14 protein-coding genes are annotated in these 16,107 nt (G+C 51.3%); 2 read left to right on the forward strand and 12 right to left on the reverse strand.

Annotated features, from left to right (window positions below; translation table 11 throughout):
- Nucleotides 1-37: 37 nt before the first annotated feature.
- The 11 genes from HMPREF0860_RS10910 to HMPREF0860_RS10960 form a co-directional block, all read right to left on the reverse strand.
- Nucleotides 38-1,648, reverse strand: coding sequence for an FAD-dependent oxidoreductase (locus tag HMPREF0860_RS10910; RefSeq protein ID WP_021331206.1), 1,611 nt, complete (start codon nucleotides 1,646-1,648; stop codon nucleotides 38-40).
- 17 nt (nucleotides 1,649-1,665) lie between these two features.
- Nucleotides 1,666-2,343 carry a 4Fe-4S dicluster domain-containing protein gene (locus HMPREF0860_RS10915; RefSeq protein ID WP_021331195.1) on the reverse strand — a complete coding sequence of 226 codons (678 nt, stop codon included), beginning with the start codon at nucleotides 2,341-2,343 and terminating at the stop codon, nucleotides 1,666-1,668.
- A gap of 54 nt (nucleotides 2,344-2,397) precedes the next feature.
- Nucleotides 2,398-3,225, reverse strand: a complete 828-nt coding sequence (locus tag HMPREF0860_RS10920) for an FAD/NAD(P)-binding protein (protein WP_021331186.1) — start codon at nucleotides 3,223-3,225, stop codon at nucleotides 2,398-2,400.
- Nucleotides 3,215-4,282, reverse strand: a complete 1,068-nt coding sequence (locus HMPREF0860_RS10925) for a 4Fe-4S dicluster domain-containing protein (RefSeq protein ID WP_021331178.1) — start codon at nucleotides 4,280-4,282, stop codon at nucleotides 3,215-3,217. The genes HMPREF0860_RS10920 and HMPREF0860_RS10925 overlap by 11 nt, the downstream gene beginning before the upstream one ends.
- Nucleotides 4,279-5,253, reverse strand: a complete 975-nt coding sequence (locus HMPREF0860_RS10930; RefSeq protein ID WP_021495797.1) for a 4Fe-4S dicluster domain-containing protein — start codon at nucleotides 5,251-5,253, stop codon at nucleotides 4,279-4,281. Before HMPREF0860_RS10930 ends, HMPREF0860_RS10925 begins: the two co-directional genes overlap by 4 nt.
- Entirely contained in the window at nucleotides 5,238-5,786 is a 549-nt protein-coding gene (locus tag HMPREF0860_RS10935) for a hydrogenase iron-sulfur subunit (protein ID WP_021331191.1), read from the reverse strand. Before HMPREF0860_RS10935 ends, HMPREF0860_RS10930 begins: the two co-directional genes overlap by 16 nt.
- A complete protein-coding gene (locus HMPREF0860_RS10940; RefSeq protein WP_021331199.1) occupies nucleotides 5,777-7,774 on the reverse strand; it encodes a CoB--CoM heterodisulfide reductase iron-sulfur subunit A family protein in 1,998 nt (665 codons plus the stop codon). The genes HMPREF0860_RS10935 and HMPREF0860_RS10940 overlap by 10 nt, the downstream gene beginning before the upstream one ends.
- Before the next feature lie 2 nt (nucleotides 7,775-7,776).
- A complete protein-coding gene (locus HMPREF0860_RS10945) occupies nucleotides 7,777-8,172 on the reverse strand; it encodes a 4Fe-4S dicluster domain-containing protein (protein ID WP_021331203.1) in 396 nt (131 codons plus the stop codon).
- Nucleotides 8,159-8,977 (reverse strand): CoB--CoM heterodisulfide reductase iron-sulfur subunit B family protein, encoded by an 819-nt coding sequence (locus HMPREF0860_RS10950; RefSeq protein ID WP_021331179.1) that lies wholly within the window; start codon nucleotides 8,975-8,977, stop codon nucleotides 8,159-8,161. The genes HMPREF0860_RS10945 and HMPREF0860_RS10950 overlap by 14 nt, the downstream gene beginning before the upstream one ends.
- A 78-nt stretch (nucleotides 8,978-9,055) precedes the next feature.
- On the reverse strand, nucleotides 9,056-10,447 hold the full coding sequence (fumC, locus tag HMPREF0860_RS10955) for a class II fumarate hydratase (RefSeq protein ID WP_021495798.1): 1,392 nt from the start codon (nucleotides 10,445-10,447) through the stop codon (nucleotides 9,056-9,058).
- A 274-nt stretch (nucleotides 10,448-10,721) separates the two neighbouring features.
- Complete coding sequence (locus HMPREF0860_RS10960) at nucleotides 10,722-11,669, reverse strand: L-lactate dehydrogenase (protein ID WP_021331174.1); 948 nt, start codon at nucleotides 11,667-11,669, stop codon at nucleotides 10,722-10,724.
- A 230-nt stretch (nucleotides 11,670-11,899) separates the two neighbouring features.
- Here HMPREF0860_RS10960 and argS point away from each other — a divergent pair, with 230 nt between their 5' ends.
- Nucleotides 11,900-13,723: an arginine--tRNA ligase gene (gene argS / locus HMPREF0860_RS10965; RefSeq protein WP_038081659.1), complete on the forward strand. Its 1,824-nt coding sequence runs from the start codon at nucleotides 11,900-11,902 to the stop codon at nucleotides 13,721-13,723.
- Nucleotides 13,724-13,777: 54 nt separating this feature from the next.
- Here the strand turns inward: argS and HMPREF0860_RS10970 are convergent, their stop codons facing one another.
- Nucleotides 13,778-14,635: an NAD(P)-dependent oxidoreductase gene (locus HMPREF0860_RS10970; protein ID WP_021331197.1), complete on the reverse strand. Its 858-nt coding sequence runs from the start codon at nucleotides 14,633-14,635 to the stop codon at nucleotides 13,778-13,780.
- A gap of 241 nt (nucleotides 14,636-14,876) precedes the next feature.
- On the opposite strand from HMPREF0860_RS10970, the gene HMPREF0860_RS10975 reads away from it, so the two are divergent.
- Nucleotides 14,877-16,097, forward strand: coding sequence for an ABC transporter substrate-binding protein (locus HMPREF0860_RS10975; protein WP_021331182.1), 1,221 nt, complete (start codon nucleotides 14,877-14,879; stop codon nucleotides 16,095-16,097).
- Nucleotides 16,098-16,107: the final 10 nt, after the last annotated feature.

Here is a 16,107-nt window from a genome sequence, read left to right on the forward strand (position 1 = left end):
AATTTAATTATTCCTCCCTGTGCAAATTATATCGTTTTTAGAGTTCACCGTCTCTATGCGTATAATGCGGCAAAAGGCGGGGTGAACGCGTTTGCGTTTTTATGCCGGCCGCCGCCCGCTCTTTTTCGAAATCCTTTACGTGTTCGAGCGAAAGCTTTTCAGGCATCGCGTTTTTTTGCGCTTGCCGTGCGCCCGCCGTTCCCGCGATGCGTCCGAAGACGACGACGTCCAAAAGAGAATTTCCCATAAGACGGTTCGTCCCGTGAATGCCGCCGGATGCTTCACCTGCGACGAAGAGGTTTCCGATATTCGTTTTGCATTCCCTGTCGATTTCGACGCCGCCGTTTTGATAGTGCAGGGTGGGGTAGACGAGGATCGGATCGCGCCTGATATCGATGTCGTATTTTTCGAACATGCGCAGCATCGCGGGTATGCGCTTTTCGATCGTGCCTTCACCGTTTTTCAACTCGATCATCGGCGTGTCGAGCCATACGCCTTCTCCCATACCCGTCGGAATACCCTTGCCTTTTTTTACTTCGCGGATGATGCCGGCAGCTTCCACGTCGCGCGTTTCAAGCGGATGGATAAAAGCGTCTCCGTCGATATTGCACACTTTTGCGCCGAGTGAGCGCACTTTTTCCGTAACGAGCGCACCGAACACTTGCTGCGGATAGGCGACGCCGGTCGGATGGTATTGGAGCGAATACTGATAGAGGAGTTTTGCGCCCGCGCGATACGCGAGCACGAGTCCGTCCGCCGTCGCGCCGTAGTGGTTCGACGTCGGAAAACCCTGATAGTGCATGCGTCCGGCTCCCCCCGTCGCGATGATGACGGCTTTCGCCTTTGCGACGAGCATCTCTTTCGTTTCCATGTTCATGAGCACGGCACCGGCACAGTTTCCTTTTTCATCTTTTAATAATTCCACCGCGCTCGTAAAATCGACGACGGTGATCCGCTCGGCTCGATTTAAAACTTCGTCGCGGAGCGTGCGCATGATTTCGGCGCCCGAATAATCTTTACACGCGTGCATGCGCTTTCTGCTCGTGCCGCCTCCGTGCGTCGTAATCATCGTGCCGTCTTTTTCTTTGTCGAATTCGACGCCGAGCGTGTTGAGCCATTGGATCGTTTCGGGCGCACGGGTGACGAGTTCGTAGACGAGTTCCTTTTTTGCGTCGAAGTGACCGCCTCCGAAAGCGTCGAGAAAATGCCGTTCGGGCGAATCGTTCGCTTTGTCGGCCGCTTGAATGCCGCCTTCGGCCATCATCGTGTTCGCATCTCCGACGCGGAGTTTTGTGACGAGGAGCACTTTTGCGCCCGCGTTGTCCGCTTCTATCGCCGCCGCCGTTCCCGCACCACCTCCTCCGATGATGAGTACGTCGGTTTCGTAATCGGCTTTCGTCAAATCGATTTTTTCAAGTTCTATGCGCGGCATGCCTTGTAAAATTTCCGCAAGCTCAAGCGGCGCTTTTTCACCCTTATTCGGCCCGATTGTAAGTTCGGTAAACTGCTCCGTTATATGATCGGGATGATATTCCCGCAGTACCGCCTCTTTTTCTTCCGCGCTCATGCGGCGCGGTTCAAATGCGGCGTTTTCCTTTCTCTTTGCGGCGACCTTTTCCGCAGACTCTTTCATAATGCCCGTATACATATTCACGCTCCTTTTCGTCACGCTTCGATGTCGCGGCTGTTGTACAGCTCTTTGATTTGATCGATCGGCTTTGCCATGAGATTTTGAATCAGGCTTTCGAATTTTCCGTCTTTGATTTCTCCGACGCGTTCGGTCAAATGCTTTGCTTCCGGCTGGATGTATTTGCCGTTTAAGCGGCGCGCGAGTTCGGCTACTTGCGGATGGCTGATTTCTGCCGGACAGCGCGACGAGCAGATGCCGCACATAACGCAGTCGAAAGATTCGTCCGCGCAGTTTTGAAATTCGCCGCGCTGCGCATAGGCGATGTACTGCATGACGTGCAAATTCTGCGGACACGCGCGAGTACACGCATTACAGCCGACGCACGCGTAGATTTCGGGATAGAGCTCCATCATGATCCGCTGTTCGGCCGTGACCGCATCGATGTCGTACACTTGTTTTACGAGCGGAAAAAACGGCAGCGTCGCGATGTACATATTGTCGACGACTTTTGTCTGGCACGCCAAGCACGTGTACAGGCGGTTTTGTCCTTTGATGCGGTACACCGTCGCGCATGCGCCGCAAAAACCGTTTCTGCACCCGCAGCCGCGCACGAGTTCGTACCCCGCGTATTCCATCGCATTCATGATCGTCAGATGTTCGGGCACTTCATATCGTTTCCCGAACAGGTAAATGTTTATCAATTTTTCCGACATGGCACAATCCTCTTTAAATTATTAATATCTCGTTTCCTTGATTTCTTTTGCCCGTCAATATTCGGGCGGAAGGGCTCCGAGTTCGTCGAACGAAAACACCGGCCCGTCTTTGCATACGTATTTGTCGCCGATATTGCACCTGCCGCATTTTCCGATGCCGCATTTCATACGCATCTCCATCGTCGTAAATATCTGCGTATCTTTAAAGCCGAGCTCTTTGAGTCCGGCGAGCGTCAAGTGAATGAGGATGGGCGGACCGCACATGATCGCCGTCATACTCGTGTCGGGGTTGAGCTCTTTGACATAGGGCGGCACAAAACCGACGTGACCGTCCCAATCGTCTTGAGCTTTATCGATCGTCAAATATACGGTAAAGTCCGGAGCTTTCATCCACTCTTCGGTGATCTCTTTGTACGCGACGAGATCCTGTTTCGAGCGCGAACCGTAAACGATCGTCACTTTGCCGTAATCGCTTCGGTGAGAACGGACGTAGTTGATAACGCTTCGAAGCGGAGCGAGACCTATACCGCCTGCGACAAAGAGCAAGTCTTTGCCTTTAAAAACGGTGTCGACGGGAAAGCCGTTTCCGAGCGGACCTCTCACACCTATCTCCTGTCCTTTTTCGGCCGCATGCAGCCACGACGTGACGCATCCGCATTTTTTTATGCTGAACTCCTGATATGCTTCGACCGTCGGAGAAGACGTTATCGAAATCATGGAATCCCCGACGCCCGGAACGGAGAGTATCGCGCACTGACCCGGCTTGTGGTAAAACAATTTTTTCCCGTCGCGTCCGACCACGCGGAAAGTCTTTACGTCTCCCGTCTCATCGCGTATGTCGGTGATCACGCCGATGTACGGAATCAACATATCATTTTCCATCGTGTACCTCCGGCTTTTCGATTCGGGTGTCGTCGTTTATCGTTTTCATAACTTTTACGATGTTCATGCGGATGGGGCAGCTTTCAAGACAGCGCCCGCAGCCGACGCAGCTGTAAACGCCGCCGTGATCCATCGGATAATACACGAGCTTGTGCATAAAGCGCTGACGGAAGCGCTCCTTTTGCGTGTGCCGCGGATTTTCGGCCGCCATCTTCGTAAAGTCCGAAAACATACAGCTGTCCCAGCAGCGAAACTGCCGTATGCCGCATCCGGTATCGAAACTCCTGATGTCAAAACACATGCACGTCGGACACACGTATGTACAAGTGCCGCAGCCCAAGCACGCTTCCGAAAGGTTTTCCCACACCGACAGATTGAAAATCGAAAGCATGTTTTCGCCGCGAAATTTCGAAAGGTCGATATCGACAAAAGGCAGTTTGTCGATTTTTTCCCGCGTCGCCTTTTGCTGTTTTTCGACGATATCCGCGCCGCTCTCGCTCGTCATGCTTTTGATGATTTCGATAAACGCGTCTCCCTTTTCAGTGTTTGCGCGAAAAAAGACGTTTCCGTCGGCGATCCACGCGCTCGCATCTCCTTGCGGCTCGGCCGCATCGATGCCGTAGAGTTTACAAAAACAGGTTTCTTTCGGTTCCGAACAGGCGAGCGTGACGACGGTGCCGTGTTCTCGCCGCGTTTTGTAGTAGGTATCGACCGGCTCCATATTGATGTACACGTCGTCGACGATCGCAAAACTCGCAGCGTCGCACGCGCGTACGCCGAAAACGACAAAGTCTTCCGATTCGGTACGCGGATCTTCGACTTCGATTTTTTTGCCCGAAAGCTTGTAGTGCACGAGGTTTTCGATTTTCGGAAAGAAAAAATCTTTTGCCGATCTCACCGTTTTAAGCTCGGACGAAAGGACGGCGCCTTTTTCCCAGCGTTTAAAATCGGCTTTACCCGATGCGTCGTCTACGGGAATATACAGCGCTTCCTTTTGTGCGATGAGGGCAAAGAGCTCGTCGAGTTTTTCAAACGGCAGCGATACGAAAGTTCTCATAACGTACCTCCCGAACGCGAATAGATGATGCCGGGCTCCGCGTCGCTCGTCCTATACGTGAGCATCGGCGGCTTTGTCTCCATATCGCTTCCCGCCGTATAAGAACCGTAGAGTTCGTCGATGTCTTTAATAAATTTTCGATTGATGAGGTGCAGCGGAATACGCTGGGGACACACGCGCGAGCATTCGCCGCAGTCGGTACAACGGCCTGCGACGTGCCACGCGCGGATGATATGGTACATGCTCTCTTCGAAACTCGATGCGGCGACTTTTTGTGCAGCGCCGGATGCGGGGTTGTCGAATACGCACGTCGTACAAGTACAGGCGGGACAGACATCGCGGCACGCATTGCAGCGGATACAGCGCGAAAGTTCGTTTTGCCAAAACGCAAAGCGCTCTTCTTCCGTCATCGCTTCGAGCTTTGCAACTTCGTCGAAGCGCGCGGAATCCCGTACGTCTCCGTCTTCTCCGATAAGTTCGTCGCAGCCGATGTGTTTTTTGCTTTTGCACACGGCACAGCGTTCGGACAGCTCTCGTTTTTCGGAGTCTTGCATGCCGTCGCACGGAACGCCGATCGCGTATACGTCGCTTCTGAAAATGCGGTGTTCTTTCAGCAATTCGGTAAAGCTGTAGGTGTCGCAGGGTTTTAAAAACACGAGTATTTTCGCTTCGGGTTCCGCCTGTGTTTCGGCGTTTGCGTCTTTTTGTTTTGCAAGCGCGTTGTTCGTACGCACGGTATTTTTCGCCGTTTCGATTTTGCGCGTTTCTTTGACGAGGTATTTCGACAGATTCGCCGCGCTGTATTCGTTGTATACGAAGTTTTTTTCGACATCCTCCGCCGACGTAAAAAGCGAAGGCGTTACATCGTAATCGAAAAGGCCTCTTCTCCAGCCGAGCACGAGCTGTACGGTTTTATCCGCAAGCAGCGCTTTTGCGCGGCTTACCAATTCGCCGGTCATTTCGCTTTGCATCGTAAATCCTCCAGCCGTTTGTTTTCTCCGAGCGCCGTTACCGTCTCGACGAATTCATGCATCGTTTTGGCAAATTTCGCGCCTTCCGCCGCGGACACCCATTCGACTCTCGTCCTTCCTTTTTCGATGCCGAGGAATTCGAGCATGGAAAAGAGGAGCGTCATACGCCGCCTCGCAAAATAGTTGCCGCTCGTATAGTGGCAGTCTCCCGGGTGACAGCCGCAGAGGATGACGCCGTCGGCTCCCCGCTGAAACGCGCGCAGGATAAAGATCGGGTTCAGGCGGCACGAACAGGGAATGCGGATGATTTTGACGTCGGCCGGATATTCGAGGCGATTGCTGCCGGCCAAATCCGCTCCCGCGTACGAACACCAGTTGCAGCAAAAGGCTACGATCTTCGGTCTAAATGCACCTTTTTTTTCGAGAACATCGTTTTCGGCCGCCGCATCGACAGTCTTCGGCTTCGTGCCGCTTTTCGTGCCGGCGTTTGACGAAATACCGGGTGCAAACGCCGTATCGTTTTTTACAGACATAGCGCATCGACCTCCGCCATGATTTCTTTATTCGTAAATCCTTTGAGATCCATCGCTCCCGAGGGACAGGCGACCGTACACGCGCCGCAGCCTTGACAGACGGCGGGGTTTACCTGCGCGACTCGGCGCGTCACCGTCGTGCGGTTTATGCCGCGGAAGTCTTTATCGATATACGTGATCGCGCCGTAGGGGCATACGTTTTCGCACTGCGAGCAGCCGTTGCACATCGCTTCGTCGGATTCGGCGACGCAGGGATTGTTTTTCAGTTTATCCTTTACAAGCAATCCGATAACTTTGCTCGCCGCCGCGCTTGCCTGTGAAACCGTTTCGGGTATATCCTTCGGTCCCTGCGCGCAGCCTGAAAGATAGACGCCGGCAGTCGGGCTTTCGACGGGGCGGAGCTTCGGATGCGCTTCGGTAAAAAAATCGTTCGTGTCCATACTCGCGGTGAGCATCGTCGCCAATGAGCGCGCGGACTTATCCGCTTCGATGGAAGCGGCGAGTACGACCATGTCGGCTTTGATATGGACTTGTTTATCCATGAGCAGATCCGAGCCTTGCACGTCGAGCGTACCGTCTTCTTCGACGGACACTTTTCCGACCATGCCTTTGATATAGTGCACGCCGTACTGTTCAACCGCCCTCCGGTAGAATTCGTCGAAGTTTTTTCCCGGTGTGCGCACGTCGATATAAAACACGTAGCACTCCGTATCGGGGTAGTGGTCTCTCGTGAGGATCGCGTGCTTTGCCGTGTACATACAGCAGATTTTCGAACAGTATTCGTGACCTTTTTCCGCGTCCGCCGAACAGCGGCTTCCGACGCATTGGACGAAGACGATCGTTTTGGGATGCTTGCCGTCGGAAGGGCGGAGCAGGGTGCCGCCGGTAGGCCCCGCCGCATTCATGAGACGTTCGAATTCGAGGGATGATACGACGTCTTTGCTTTGCGAATACGCGAACTCGTCGAACTTCGACAAGTCGATCGGATTGTAGCCGGTTGCGGCGACGATGGCTCCGTATTTTTCTTCGATGAACATATCTTTCGCACCGTAGTCGATCGCCTTCGCCTGACACACCATCGAACAGACGCCGCATTTTCCCGACGTGAGCTTCATGCAGTGTGCGGCATCGATTGTCGCGATTTTCGGAACGGCTTGCGCAAAGGGAATATAGATCGCGGAGCGCTTGTCGAGATTCATATTGAATTCGTTCGGCACTTTTTTTTGCGGACACTTTTGCACGCATTCGCCGCAGCCCGTACATTTCGTTTCGTCGACGTAGCGCGCTTTGCGTTTTATCGTCACGGTAAAGTTTCCGACGAATCCTTTGATATCCGTCACTTCGCTGTACGAGAGGATCCTGATATTTTCATTTTGCCCGCATTCGACCATGCGCGGCGTGAGTATACAGGCCGCACAGTCGAGCGTCGGAAAGGTTTTGTCGAGCTGCGCCATTTTGCCGCCGATCGTCGGCTTCGCTTCGACGATGTCTACCGGAAACCCCGCGTCCGCGATGTCGATCGCCGTCTGAATGCCCGCGATACCTCCGCCGATGACGAGAGCGCGCTTGGTGACCGGCGTTTCGCCCGCAGTGAGCGGTTCGTTCAACAGCACTTTTGCGATCGCAGCTTTTCCGAGCGAAATCGCTTTTGCCGTCGCCGTCGGCATATCTTTGCATATCCACGAATCCTGCTCTCGGATGTTCGCTACTTCGAGCAGATAGGGATTGATACCCGCTTTTTCCGCACACTTTCGGAACGTCGCTTCGTGCATACGAGGCGAACAGGAACACACGACAACTCCGCCGAGCTCATGTTTTTTTATCGTGTCGGCGATGAGATCCTGACCCGTCTGCGAACACATATAGGTGTAGTCCGTCGAAAAGACGACGCCCGCTTCTTTTCCGAGCGCGTCCGCGACGGCTTTTACATCGACCGTGCCGGCTATATTCGTGCCGCAGTGGCACACAAAAACTCCGATTTTCCGCATACTCACTTCCTATACTTTCTGAATGCGCTGACGATCGCTTGCTGCGGCATATCGCCGTCGATATAAAACGGCACTTTTTCGGCAGCGAGTCGTTCCGCACCCCGCTCTCGTTCGACGACGGTGCGCACCGCTTCTACGATCTTCGCAGGTTCGACTTGGCGCGGACATCTTTCCATGCACGCAAAACACGACAGACAGCGGTACATCGATTCCGTTTTCAAAAGCTCTTCGATATCGCCGGTTTCGACCATGTGTACGAATTCGTGCGGGTGATATTCCATATCGTCGTAGGACGGGCAAGTACCCGAACATTTTCCGCACTGCATACACTTGCGCACGTTTACTCCGCTGATCGAAAGTATTTCATCGCGGATTTTATTGAGTTCAGACTGCAGCACGGCATTGCTCCTTGACGCCGAGCGCTTCGGCGAGCAGTTCGGTAAAATACAGAACGCTTACGTTTTCGCTGTTCCTGTTTTTGACGAGATTATAACGGCAGAGCGGGCAGGCGGTGACGAGCAGCTCGGCTCCCTGCGATTCGGCGTTATCCAAAATCTTTTTGCACCGTTTTTCGGGAATGTCTCCGCCGTCGAACATCGTGTACGCGCCGCAGCACTCGTTTCGAAGCGAATAGCGCACAGGTGTCGCTCCGATCGCCGATATAAAATCTTCGAGGATGCTCGGATTTTCCGGATCGTCCATCTTCATAACGCGTCCCGGCCGCAGCAGGAGACAGCCGTAGTACGCTCCGATTTTTTTGCCCGCAAGCGGTTTCGTTACTTTCGCTTTGACGTTTTCCCAGCCGACCGCGTCGCGCAGCACTTCGAGGTAGTGCAGCACCTTCGTCTCCCCGTGATAGGAGATACCGTCGTTTTTAAAATAGTTGTTGACTTTTACGATGACGTTGTCGTCCCGCCTCATATCGTCGTTTACCTGTTTTATGACGTTGTGACACGCCGAGCATATCGTAACGAGTTCTCTTTTCGCATCCCGTGCGGCCGCAAGTGCGCGCACCGATGAAAGCTTCGTTGCGATTTCGTCTTTTGCCGGCGGATAGGTTCCGCCGCAGCACTGCCAATCGGGAATCTCTTCGAGCGTAAACCCGAGCGCTTCGGCCGAGGAACGGGCATAGCGATCCAAATCGAGCGCTTTGTTTCGAAGCGTACATCCCGGAAAATACGAATATATACGGTGATCGTCCATACTCAAAAACCTCTCAATAAAACTTTTCTCCGAGCGCGTCGTGCTCTTTGCAAAGTCCGCCGCATCCGGCGCCGTGCATCAACGCTTTACGCCCGCCATTTCTTCGGGATGAAAAACTTCGTCGAATTTTTCCGCAGTTAAAAAACCGAGCGATACGCATGCGTCTTTCAGCGAAATGTTTTCTTCGTACGCTTTGTGACTCGTCTTTGCCGCGTTTTCGTAACCGATGTACGGATTCAGAGCGGTGACGAGCATGAGCGAATTGTAGAGGTTGAAATGCATCTTTTCTTTGTTCGCCGTAATGCCCGACGCGCAGTTGTCGTTGAACGACACGATCGCTTCGGAAAGCAGACGTACCGACTGCAAAAAATTATACGCGATAACCGGCATAAATACGTTGAGTTCGAAATTGCCCTGGCTCGCGCCGATACCGACGGCGACGTCGTTTCCCATCACTTGCACCGCAACCATCGTCACCGCTTCGCACTGCGTCGGATTGACTTTTCCCGGCATGATCGAAGAGCCCGGCTCGTTTTCAGGGATGTGTATTTCGCCGAGCCCGCAGCGCGGACCCGAAGCGAGCCAGCGAACGTCGTTTGCGATTTTTAATAAATCCGCCGCGAGCGCTTTTACTCCTCCGTGAGCAAAGACGATTTCGTCTTTACTCGTGAGCGCGTGAAATTTATTAGGAGCCGTGATAAAGCGCTTTCCGGTGAGAGAAGACAGTTCTTCGGCAACTTTTACGTCGAAGCCTCGAGGCGCGTTGAGTCCCGTACCGACGGCCGTACCGCCGAGTGCGAGCTCTTTCAATTCGGGAAGCGCGAGTGAAATGAGGGTTTTGTCTTTTTCGAGGGACGTCCGCCAGCCGCTTATCTCCTGTGCGAATGAAATCGGGACGGCATCCTGCAAGTGCGTACGCCCGCTTTTGACGACGTTTTCGTTTACCGCTTCGAGCTTTTTAAACGTCGATACAAGCAAATCTATCGCCGGAAAGAGTTTATCTTCGATTTCGACGACGGCTGCGATGTGCATCGCCGTCGGAAAAGTGTCGTTGCTCGACTGACTCATATTGACGTCGTCGTTCGGATGACAGAGCTTTTTACCCGCGATTTCGTTTGCTCGGTTTGCGATCACTTCGTTCGCGTTCATATTCGACTGCGTACCGCTTCCCGTCTGCCATACGACGAGCGGAAAGTGTTCGTCGAGCTTTCCTTCGATCACTTCGTCGCAGGCTTTTTCTATGCACGAAAGTTTTTCCGCCGTCATCTTTTCAGGCTTCAGCGCACAGTTCGCGCGCGCAGCGGCTTTTTTCAAATGCCCGAACGCTTTTGTGATTTCCCGCGGCATCGTTTCAATGCCGACACCGATGCGGAAATTTTCATGGCTGCGCTCGGTTTGCGCTCCCCAATATTTGTCGACAGGAACTTTTACTTCTCCCATCGAATCGTGTTCAATTCTGAAATCGCCCATCGCTTTTCCCCGTATAATTATTATCGAAAATTAATAATTCAATTTCGTATTTTATTAAAATCGAAATTGACCGTTCGTTTCGCTTACCGATCAATGATCTGAAATGATTGCGGGTGAGGATAGTGTTCGGAAAAAGAAACCGATAATCGGGCAGCGGCGCAAGTTGTGCAGACAGGTTATTAATATCCCGTTTTCAGTAGAAACGGGATCTTCGTATTCGGCGCATTTTCCGATCCTGCGAACAGTCGTCCGCAATCACACCAAAGCACCGATACTAAAACCGTATCTGTTTGATCACGTCTTTTAAGCAGTCCGCGCTGCGCCGCATCTGTACGATTTCCATATCGGAAAGCGGTGCGAGTAAGTGCCCGTGAAATCCCGTGCGGCCGACGACGGAAAGCATCGAAAGGCTTACGTCTTTTATGCCGTATTCGCCGTTCGCCATCGCGGAGACGGTGAGCGTCGTGTCGGCGGCGTTGTTGATGCAGTCGACGATGTGCGCGACCGAAATCGCTACGGCATAAAAGGTCGCCCCTTTGCGTTCGATGATCTTTCCGCCCGAGCTTCGGATATAGGATTCGACTTCTTCGTGAACGAGCGGCGGGATGAGTTTGTCGTTATCTTCGAGACAGGATTTATATTCGTCGACGGGAATTGTCGCGATATTTGCAAGCGACCACGGAATAAACGACGAATCTCCATGTTCGCCGAAAACGTATGCGTGTACGTTTTGCTGTGCGATGTGGTAGTATTCGGCGATGCGTGCGCGAAGGCGGGCAGTGTCGAGGATCGTCCCGGAACCGAAAACCTGATTTTGCGGCAGTCCCGACATTTTGCAAAATTGATACGTTAAAATATCGACGGGATTTGAAACTATCACGTAAATCGCCGTCGAAGCGTACTTGATGATTTCAGGGATGATGCTTTTCGTGATGTCGACGTTCGTCTGCGCTAAATCCAGCCTCGATTGTCCCGGCTTTCGTGCGACGCCCGATGTCAGAACGACAATGTCGGAATCCTTTGCATCCGCGTAGGTTCCTGCATAGATGGTTACGGGGTCGCAGAACGGCGTACCCTGCCTGATGTCGAGCGCTTCGCCCAAAGCTTTTTGCGTATTGATATCGATCATTACGATTTCAGACGCGATGCCTTTAACGGTGAGCGAATACGCGATCGTAGAGCCTACTTGACCGGCTCCGATGATCGTGACTTTGAATGCCAATTTTTGTTCCTCTGCACTGCTACTTTGCTACAGCAAGTCTTGTATGGGGATTGCTCCCTCTTGTGCCGACGGCACATCCACACAAAAAATACTAGCGAATTGCAAAAAAAATGTAAAGTGGAAAATTGACAAGGAAGGGGATGTATACGTGCCGGCGTCCGGCGTGTTTGTCGCACATATTTTTTATCGGGGAATGTACAAAACTCGCCGTAAAGGTTATCATAGCGCCTATGAATGATGCAAAAAGCGCTTGCCGCATTGTGGTCGCTGCGGCTTTGAATCGATTTATCGCCGAAAAAAATCCGGACGCATCGAGCATTGATGCCGACAGTTTGACGCTGCAAACTCCGCCCGATCCCGCTCTGGGCGATATCGGCGTTCCGATGTTTGCCTATGCAAAACTTTTCCGCCTCGCGCCTCCTGCGATCGCACAAGGCGTCGTGCATATTATCAATTCCGAAACGTCGTTTGAAGGGATCTCCGTATCTTCCGTCGGTGAATTTCTTGCCGCAGGCCCTTACGTAAACGTTAAGCTCGATAAATCGTCGGCTTCTTTTGCAATCCTTTCGCGTATCGCCCAAGAGGGTATCGAGTACGGTTCGAAAAGCGACGACGGAAAAAAAACTTTTGCCGGAAAGCGCGTTATGGTCGAATATTCCGGCCCGAATACGAATAAACCGCTCCACCTTGGGCACATGAGAAACGACGCGCTCGGTGAAAGCGTGAGCCGCATTTTGAAAAAAGCGGGCGCGGAAGTGTATAAGGTGAACATCATCAATAACCGCGGCATACATATCTGCAAATCGATGCTCGCCTACAAACTATTCCATGAAGCCTCAGGCGATACGCCCGAGTCGCTCGGTATAAAAGGTGATCACTTTGTCGGCAGGTGCTATGTTGAATTCGATGCGTATGCAAAAGAGCATCCCGAAGCCGTATCCGAAGCGGAAGCGATGCTGAGGGCGTGGGAAGCGGGAGACGAAGAAGTCCTCGCGCTTTGGAAAAAGATGAACGACTGGACGATTTCGGGCATCGAAAAAACCTATGCGCGTACCGGCGTATCCTTCGATAAACTCTATTTCGAAAGTGAAACCTACCTCAAAGGTAAAGACGAAATCAAAGCGGGACTTGAAAAGGGCATATTTTTCAAAGCGGACGACGGATCCGTGCGCATCGACGTGAGCGAAGTCGTCGGAGGCAAAGACGACCGTGAACACGAAAAAGTGCTGCTCAGAAAAGACGGCACATCCGTCTACATGACGCAGGATATCGGCATGGCGATCAGCCGGCACGATGACTGGCCGTTCAACCGTCTCGTCTATGTCGTCGCAAGCGAACAGATCTATCATTTTAAAGTGCTCTTCTACATATTGAAAAAACTCGGCTTCGATTGGGCGTCGAATCTCTATCACTTGAGCTACGGCCTTGTCAACTTGCCGAGCGGCAGAATGAAAAGCAGAGAAGGAACGATAGTCGACGCGGACGATTTGATCGACGAACTCCATGCGGCATCTCTCAAAGAAATCGAAGCGAAGGGCAGGGAAGAAGACGTCGGAGATGCGGACGATGTAGCGGAAAAGATTGCGCTCGCAGCCCTCCATTATTATTTATTGAATGTCGCACCGGTCAAAGACATGCTCTTTAATCCCGAAGAGTCGCTGTCCTTTACCGGAAACACCGGCCCCTATCTGCAATACATGGGCGCGCGCATCGCGTCGATTTTGCGGAAAGCGGAAGAGAGCGGCATCGCTCCCGATACAAGCGAAAAAGCCGTTTCGCTTCTCTCGTTTGAAAGCGAATGGGATTTAATAAAAAAACTCGGCGACTTTTCGTCCGTCGTCGCAAAAGCTGCGGAAGCGCTCGATCCGAGCGTGGTCGCGCAGTATTTGTACGACGTAAGCAAAGCGTTCGGCAAATTCTATCAGCAATGCCCGATCCTCGCCGCGGAAAAAACGGAGCTCGTGAGAGGGCGCCTCTTCCTTGCCGAATGCACACTCACCGTTTTAAAAAACGCGATGTATCTCGTGCTCGTGCCGTATTTGGAAAAGATGTAGAAACGCCGGGCAGACCGACTCGTTCAGCTGTGCGGTACGCGCCGGCGCTTCGATCTAATACCGCTTTATGAGTGACTGCGTGCCGTCTTCGCCCAATCCTTCTTTTTCGAGCGCTTCGTAATTTTCGAGCACGTGTTCGAGCACTCCGAGATGCAGTCCCGCTTTTTTCGCTTCGTCGTCGGCAAGCTTCATGTCTTTAATAAAATGCTTGAGCTTAAAGCCCGGGGCGTAGTCGCCCGCGATGAGCTTCGGGCCGAACGCGTCGAGCTGCTTGCTTCCTGCCGCTCCCGTTGCAACCGATTTTAACAATACGTTTAAATCGAGCCCCTTCGCTTTCGCGTAAGCAAACGCTTCGCATACGCCCGAAAGTGCGCCCGCAATCAGTATTTGATTCGCCATCTTCGCATGCTGACCGTTTCCCGCTTTGCCCTGATAATTGATATTCGTTCCCATCGCTTTGAAAAGCGGCATACACGCTTCGAAATCTTCTTTGTCTCCGCCTGCGAGAATGGAAAGCGTACCCGCTTTTGCACCCGTGTCGCCTCCGGTAACCGGCGCGTCGATTACGTGAAAGCCCTTCGCTTTTCCTTCGCGATACAAACGCTCGGCAAGCGTCGGGCTCGTCGTCGTCATATCGATGAGATATGTTCCCTTTTTCGCGCTGTCCATAATTTTTCCGGGAGAAAAATACACGTCTTCGACGTCGGGCGGAAAGCCTACGATCGTGATAACCGCGTCGGAGCCTTTGACGCAGTCCGAAATGCTGTCGCAAAAGACGGCGCCTTCGGAAATGACGTCTTCGACGTTTTGCTTATGCCGGGCGAATATGCGAAGATCGAATCCAGCTTTCATGAGATTGCGAACCATCGACTTTCCCATGATCCCGACTCCGATAAAACCGATTTTTTTCATATCAGCATTCCTCCTAATTACTTCAATTATTATGTCCGTTATTTTGAATTTTATCATATTTTTCCTTTTCTGTATATTCTTATATATTGCAGTCATGAAAAGAAGTTATCGCCTGCATAAGATGTTGATATCAATTTTTTATATATGAAATCAAAAAACGGTATGGCTGGTACCAGACGCCGGACTTATACTAAAAACAGATAAAATGCCTAAATTTACGATAAACGAGGAGGTTATTAAGATGAAAAAACTTGTATTCAGTATGCTTTGCATATCGGTATTGGTATTCTCTATCGGATGCTCAAAAAACAAAGCAGCTTCTGTTGTAAAACCGGAAGATGCAAAAACATTGAGCATATGGACGTATTTTTCCGGCAACGAACAAAAGATTTTTCAAAAACTGGTTGATGATTTTGCTGCACAAAATAACATAACTGTAAAAGCGGAATTTTTACCCTTTGGAACCTATAAGCAACAGTTATCCGTTGCTATAGCGGGAGGCTCCTTACCGGATATAATTATGATTGACAATCCCGATCATGCGGCATTTGCGGCAATGAATGTCTTTGAAGATATATCCGATAAGATAAAATCATGGGAAAACACTTCCGCATATTTTGAAGGTCCCTTAAATTCAGTACAATACAAAGGTAAGTATTACGGTATTCCCTTAACAAGCAATTGTTTAGCCCTATTTTATAACGTAGATATGTTGAAAGCCGCAAATATAACCCCTCCTTCTACATGGGATGAATTGCGCATCGCCGCAAAAAAACTCACAAATCAAAACACCTTCGGTATAGGGGTTGCAATGCCTAAAAGTGAAGAAGCAACCTTTCAATTTTTACCGTGGCTTATTGCTTCCGGCGGACGCTATGACGCAATGGACAGTGCCGAATCGATTAAAGCGGTTGCTTTTTTGAAAGAACTGATTGATGACGGCAGTATGAGCAAAGAAACGATTAACTGGGGACAGGGCGACATTCAAAAGCAATTCTCAGTAGGAAAGCTCGCCATGTTTGTCGGCGGTCCGTGGATGATTCCTCAGATTATCGAAGATTCCAAAGGGATGAAATTTGCCGTTGCAAAAGTTCCGAAAGACGTAAAATACGCTTCCGTTTTAGGAGGAGAAAACATAGGTATTGTAAAAAACAAAAATACCGAATTAGCTTGGAAATTCCTGCAATATATGGGCGATCAAAAAATAATGAAAGAATTTATAAGCCAGACAGGATATTTCCCGCCGCGCAAAGATGTGGCGCAGGATCCCATATGGACTAATGATCCTATCAAAAAAGTTTTTATGGAACAAATGCAGTATGCCATGCCGCGGGGTCCCCATCCGAAGTGGCCTGAAATGTCGGCAGCGATATATACGGCATTACAAGAAGCGTTGTCCGGCGCAGCTTCTCCGGAACAAGCTTGTAAGCAAGCGCAACAAATAATTTCACCGCTGTTATAGCAATACACAT

This window comes from Treponema socranskii subsp. socranskii VPI DR56BR1116 = ATCC 35536 (genome assembly GCF_000468115.1).
GTDB classification, from domain to species: domain Bacteria; phylum Spirochaetota; class Spirochaetia; order Treponematales; family Treponemataceae; genus Treponema_D; species Treponema_D socranskii.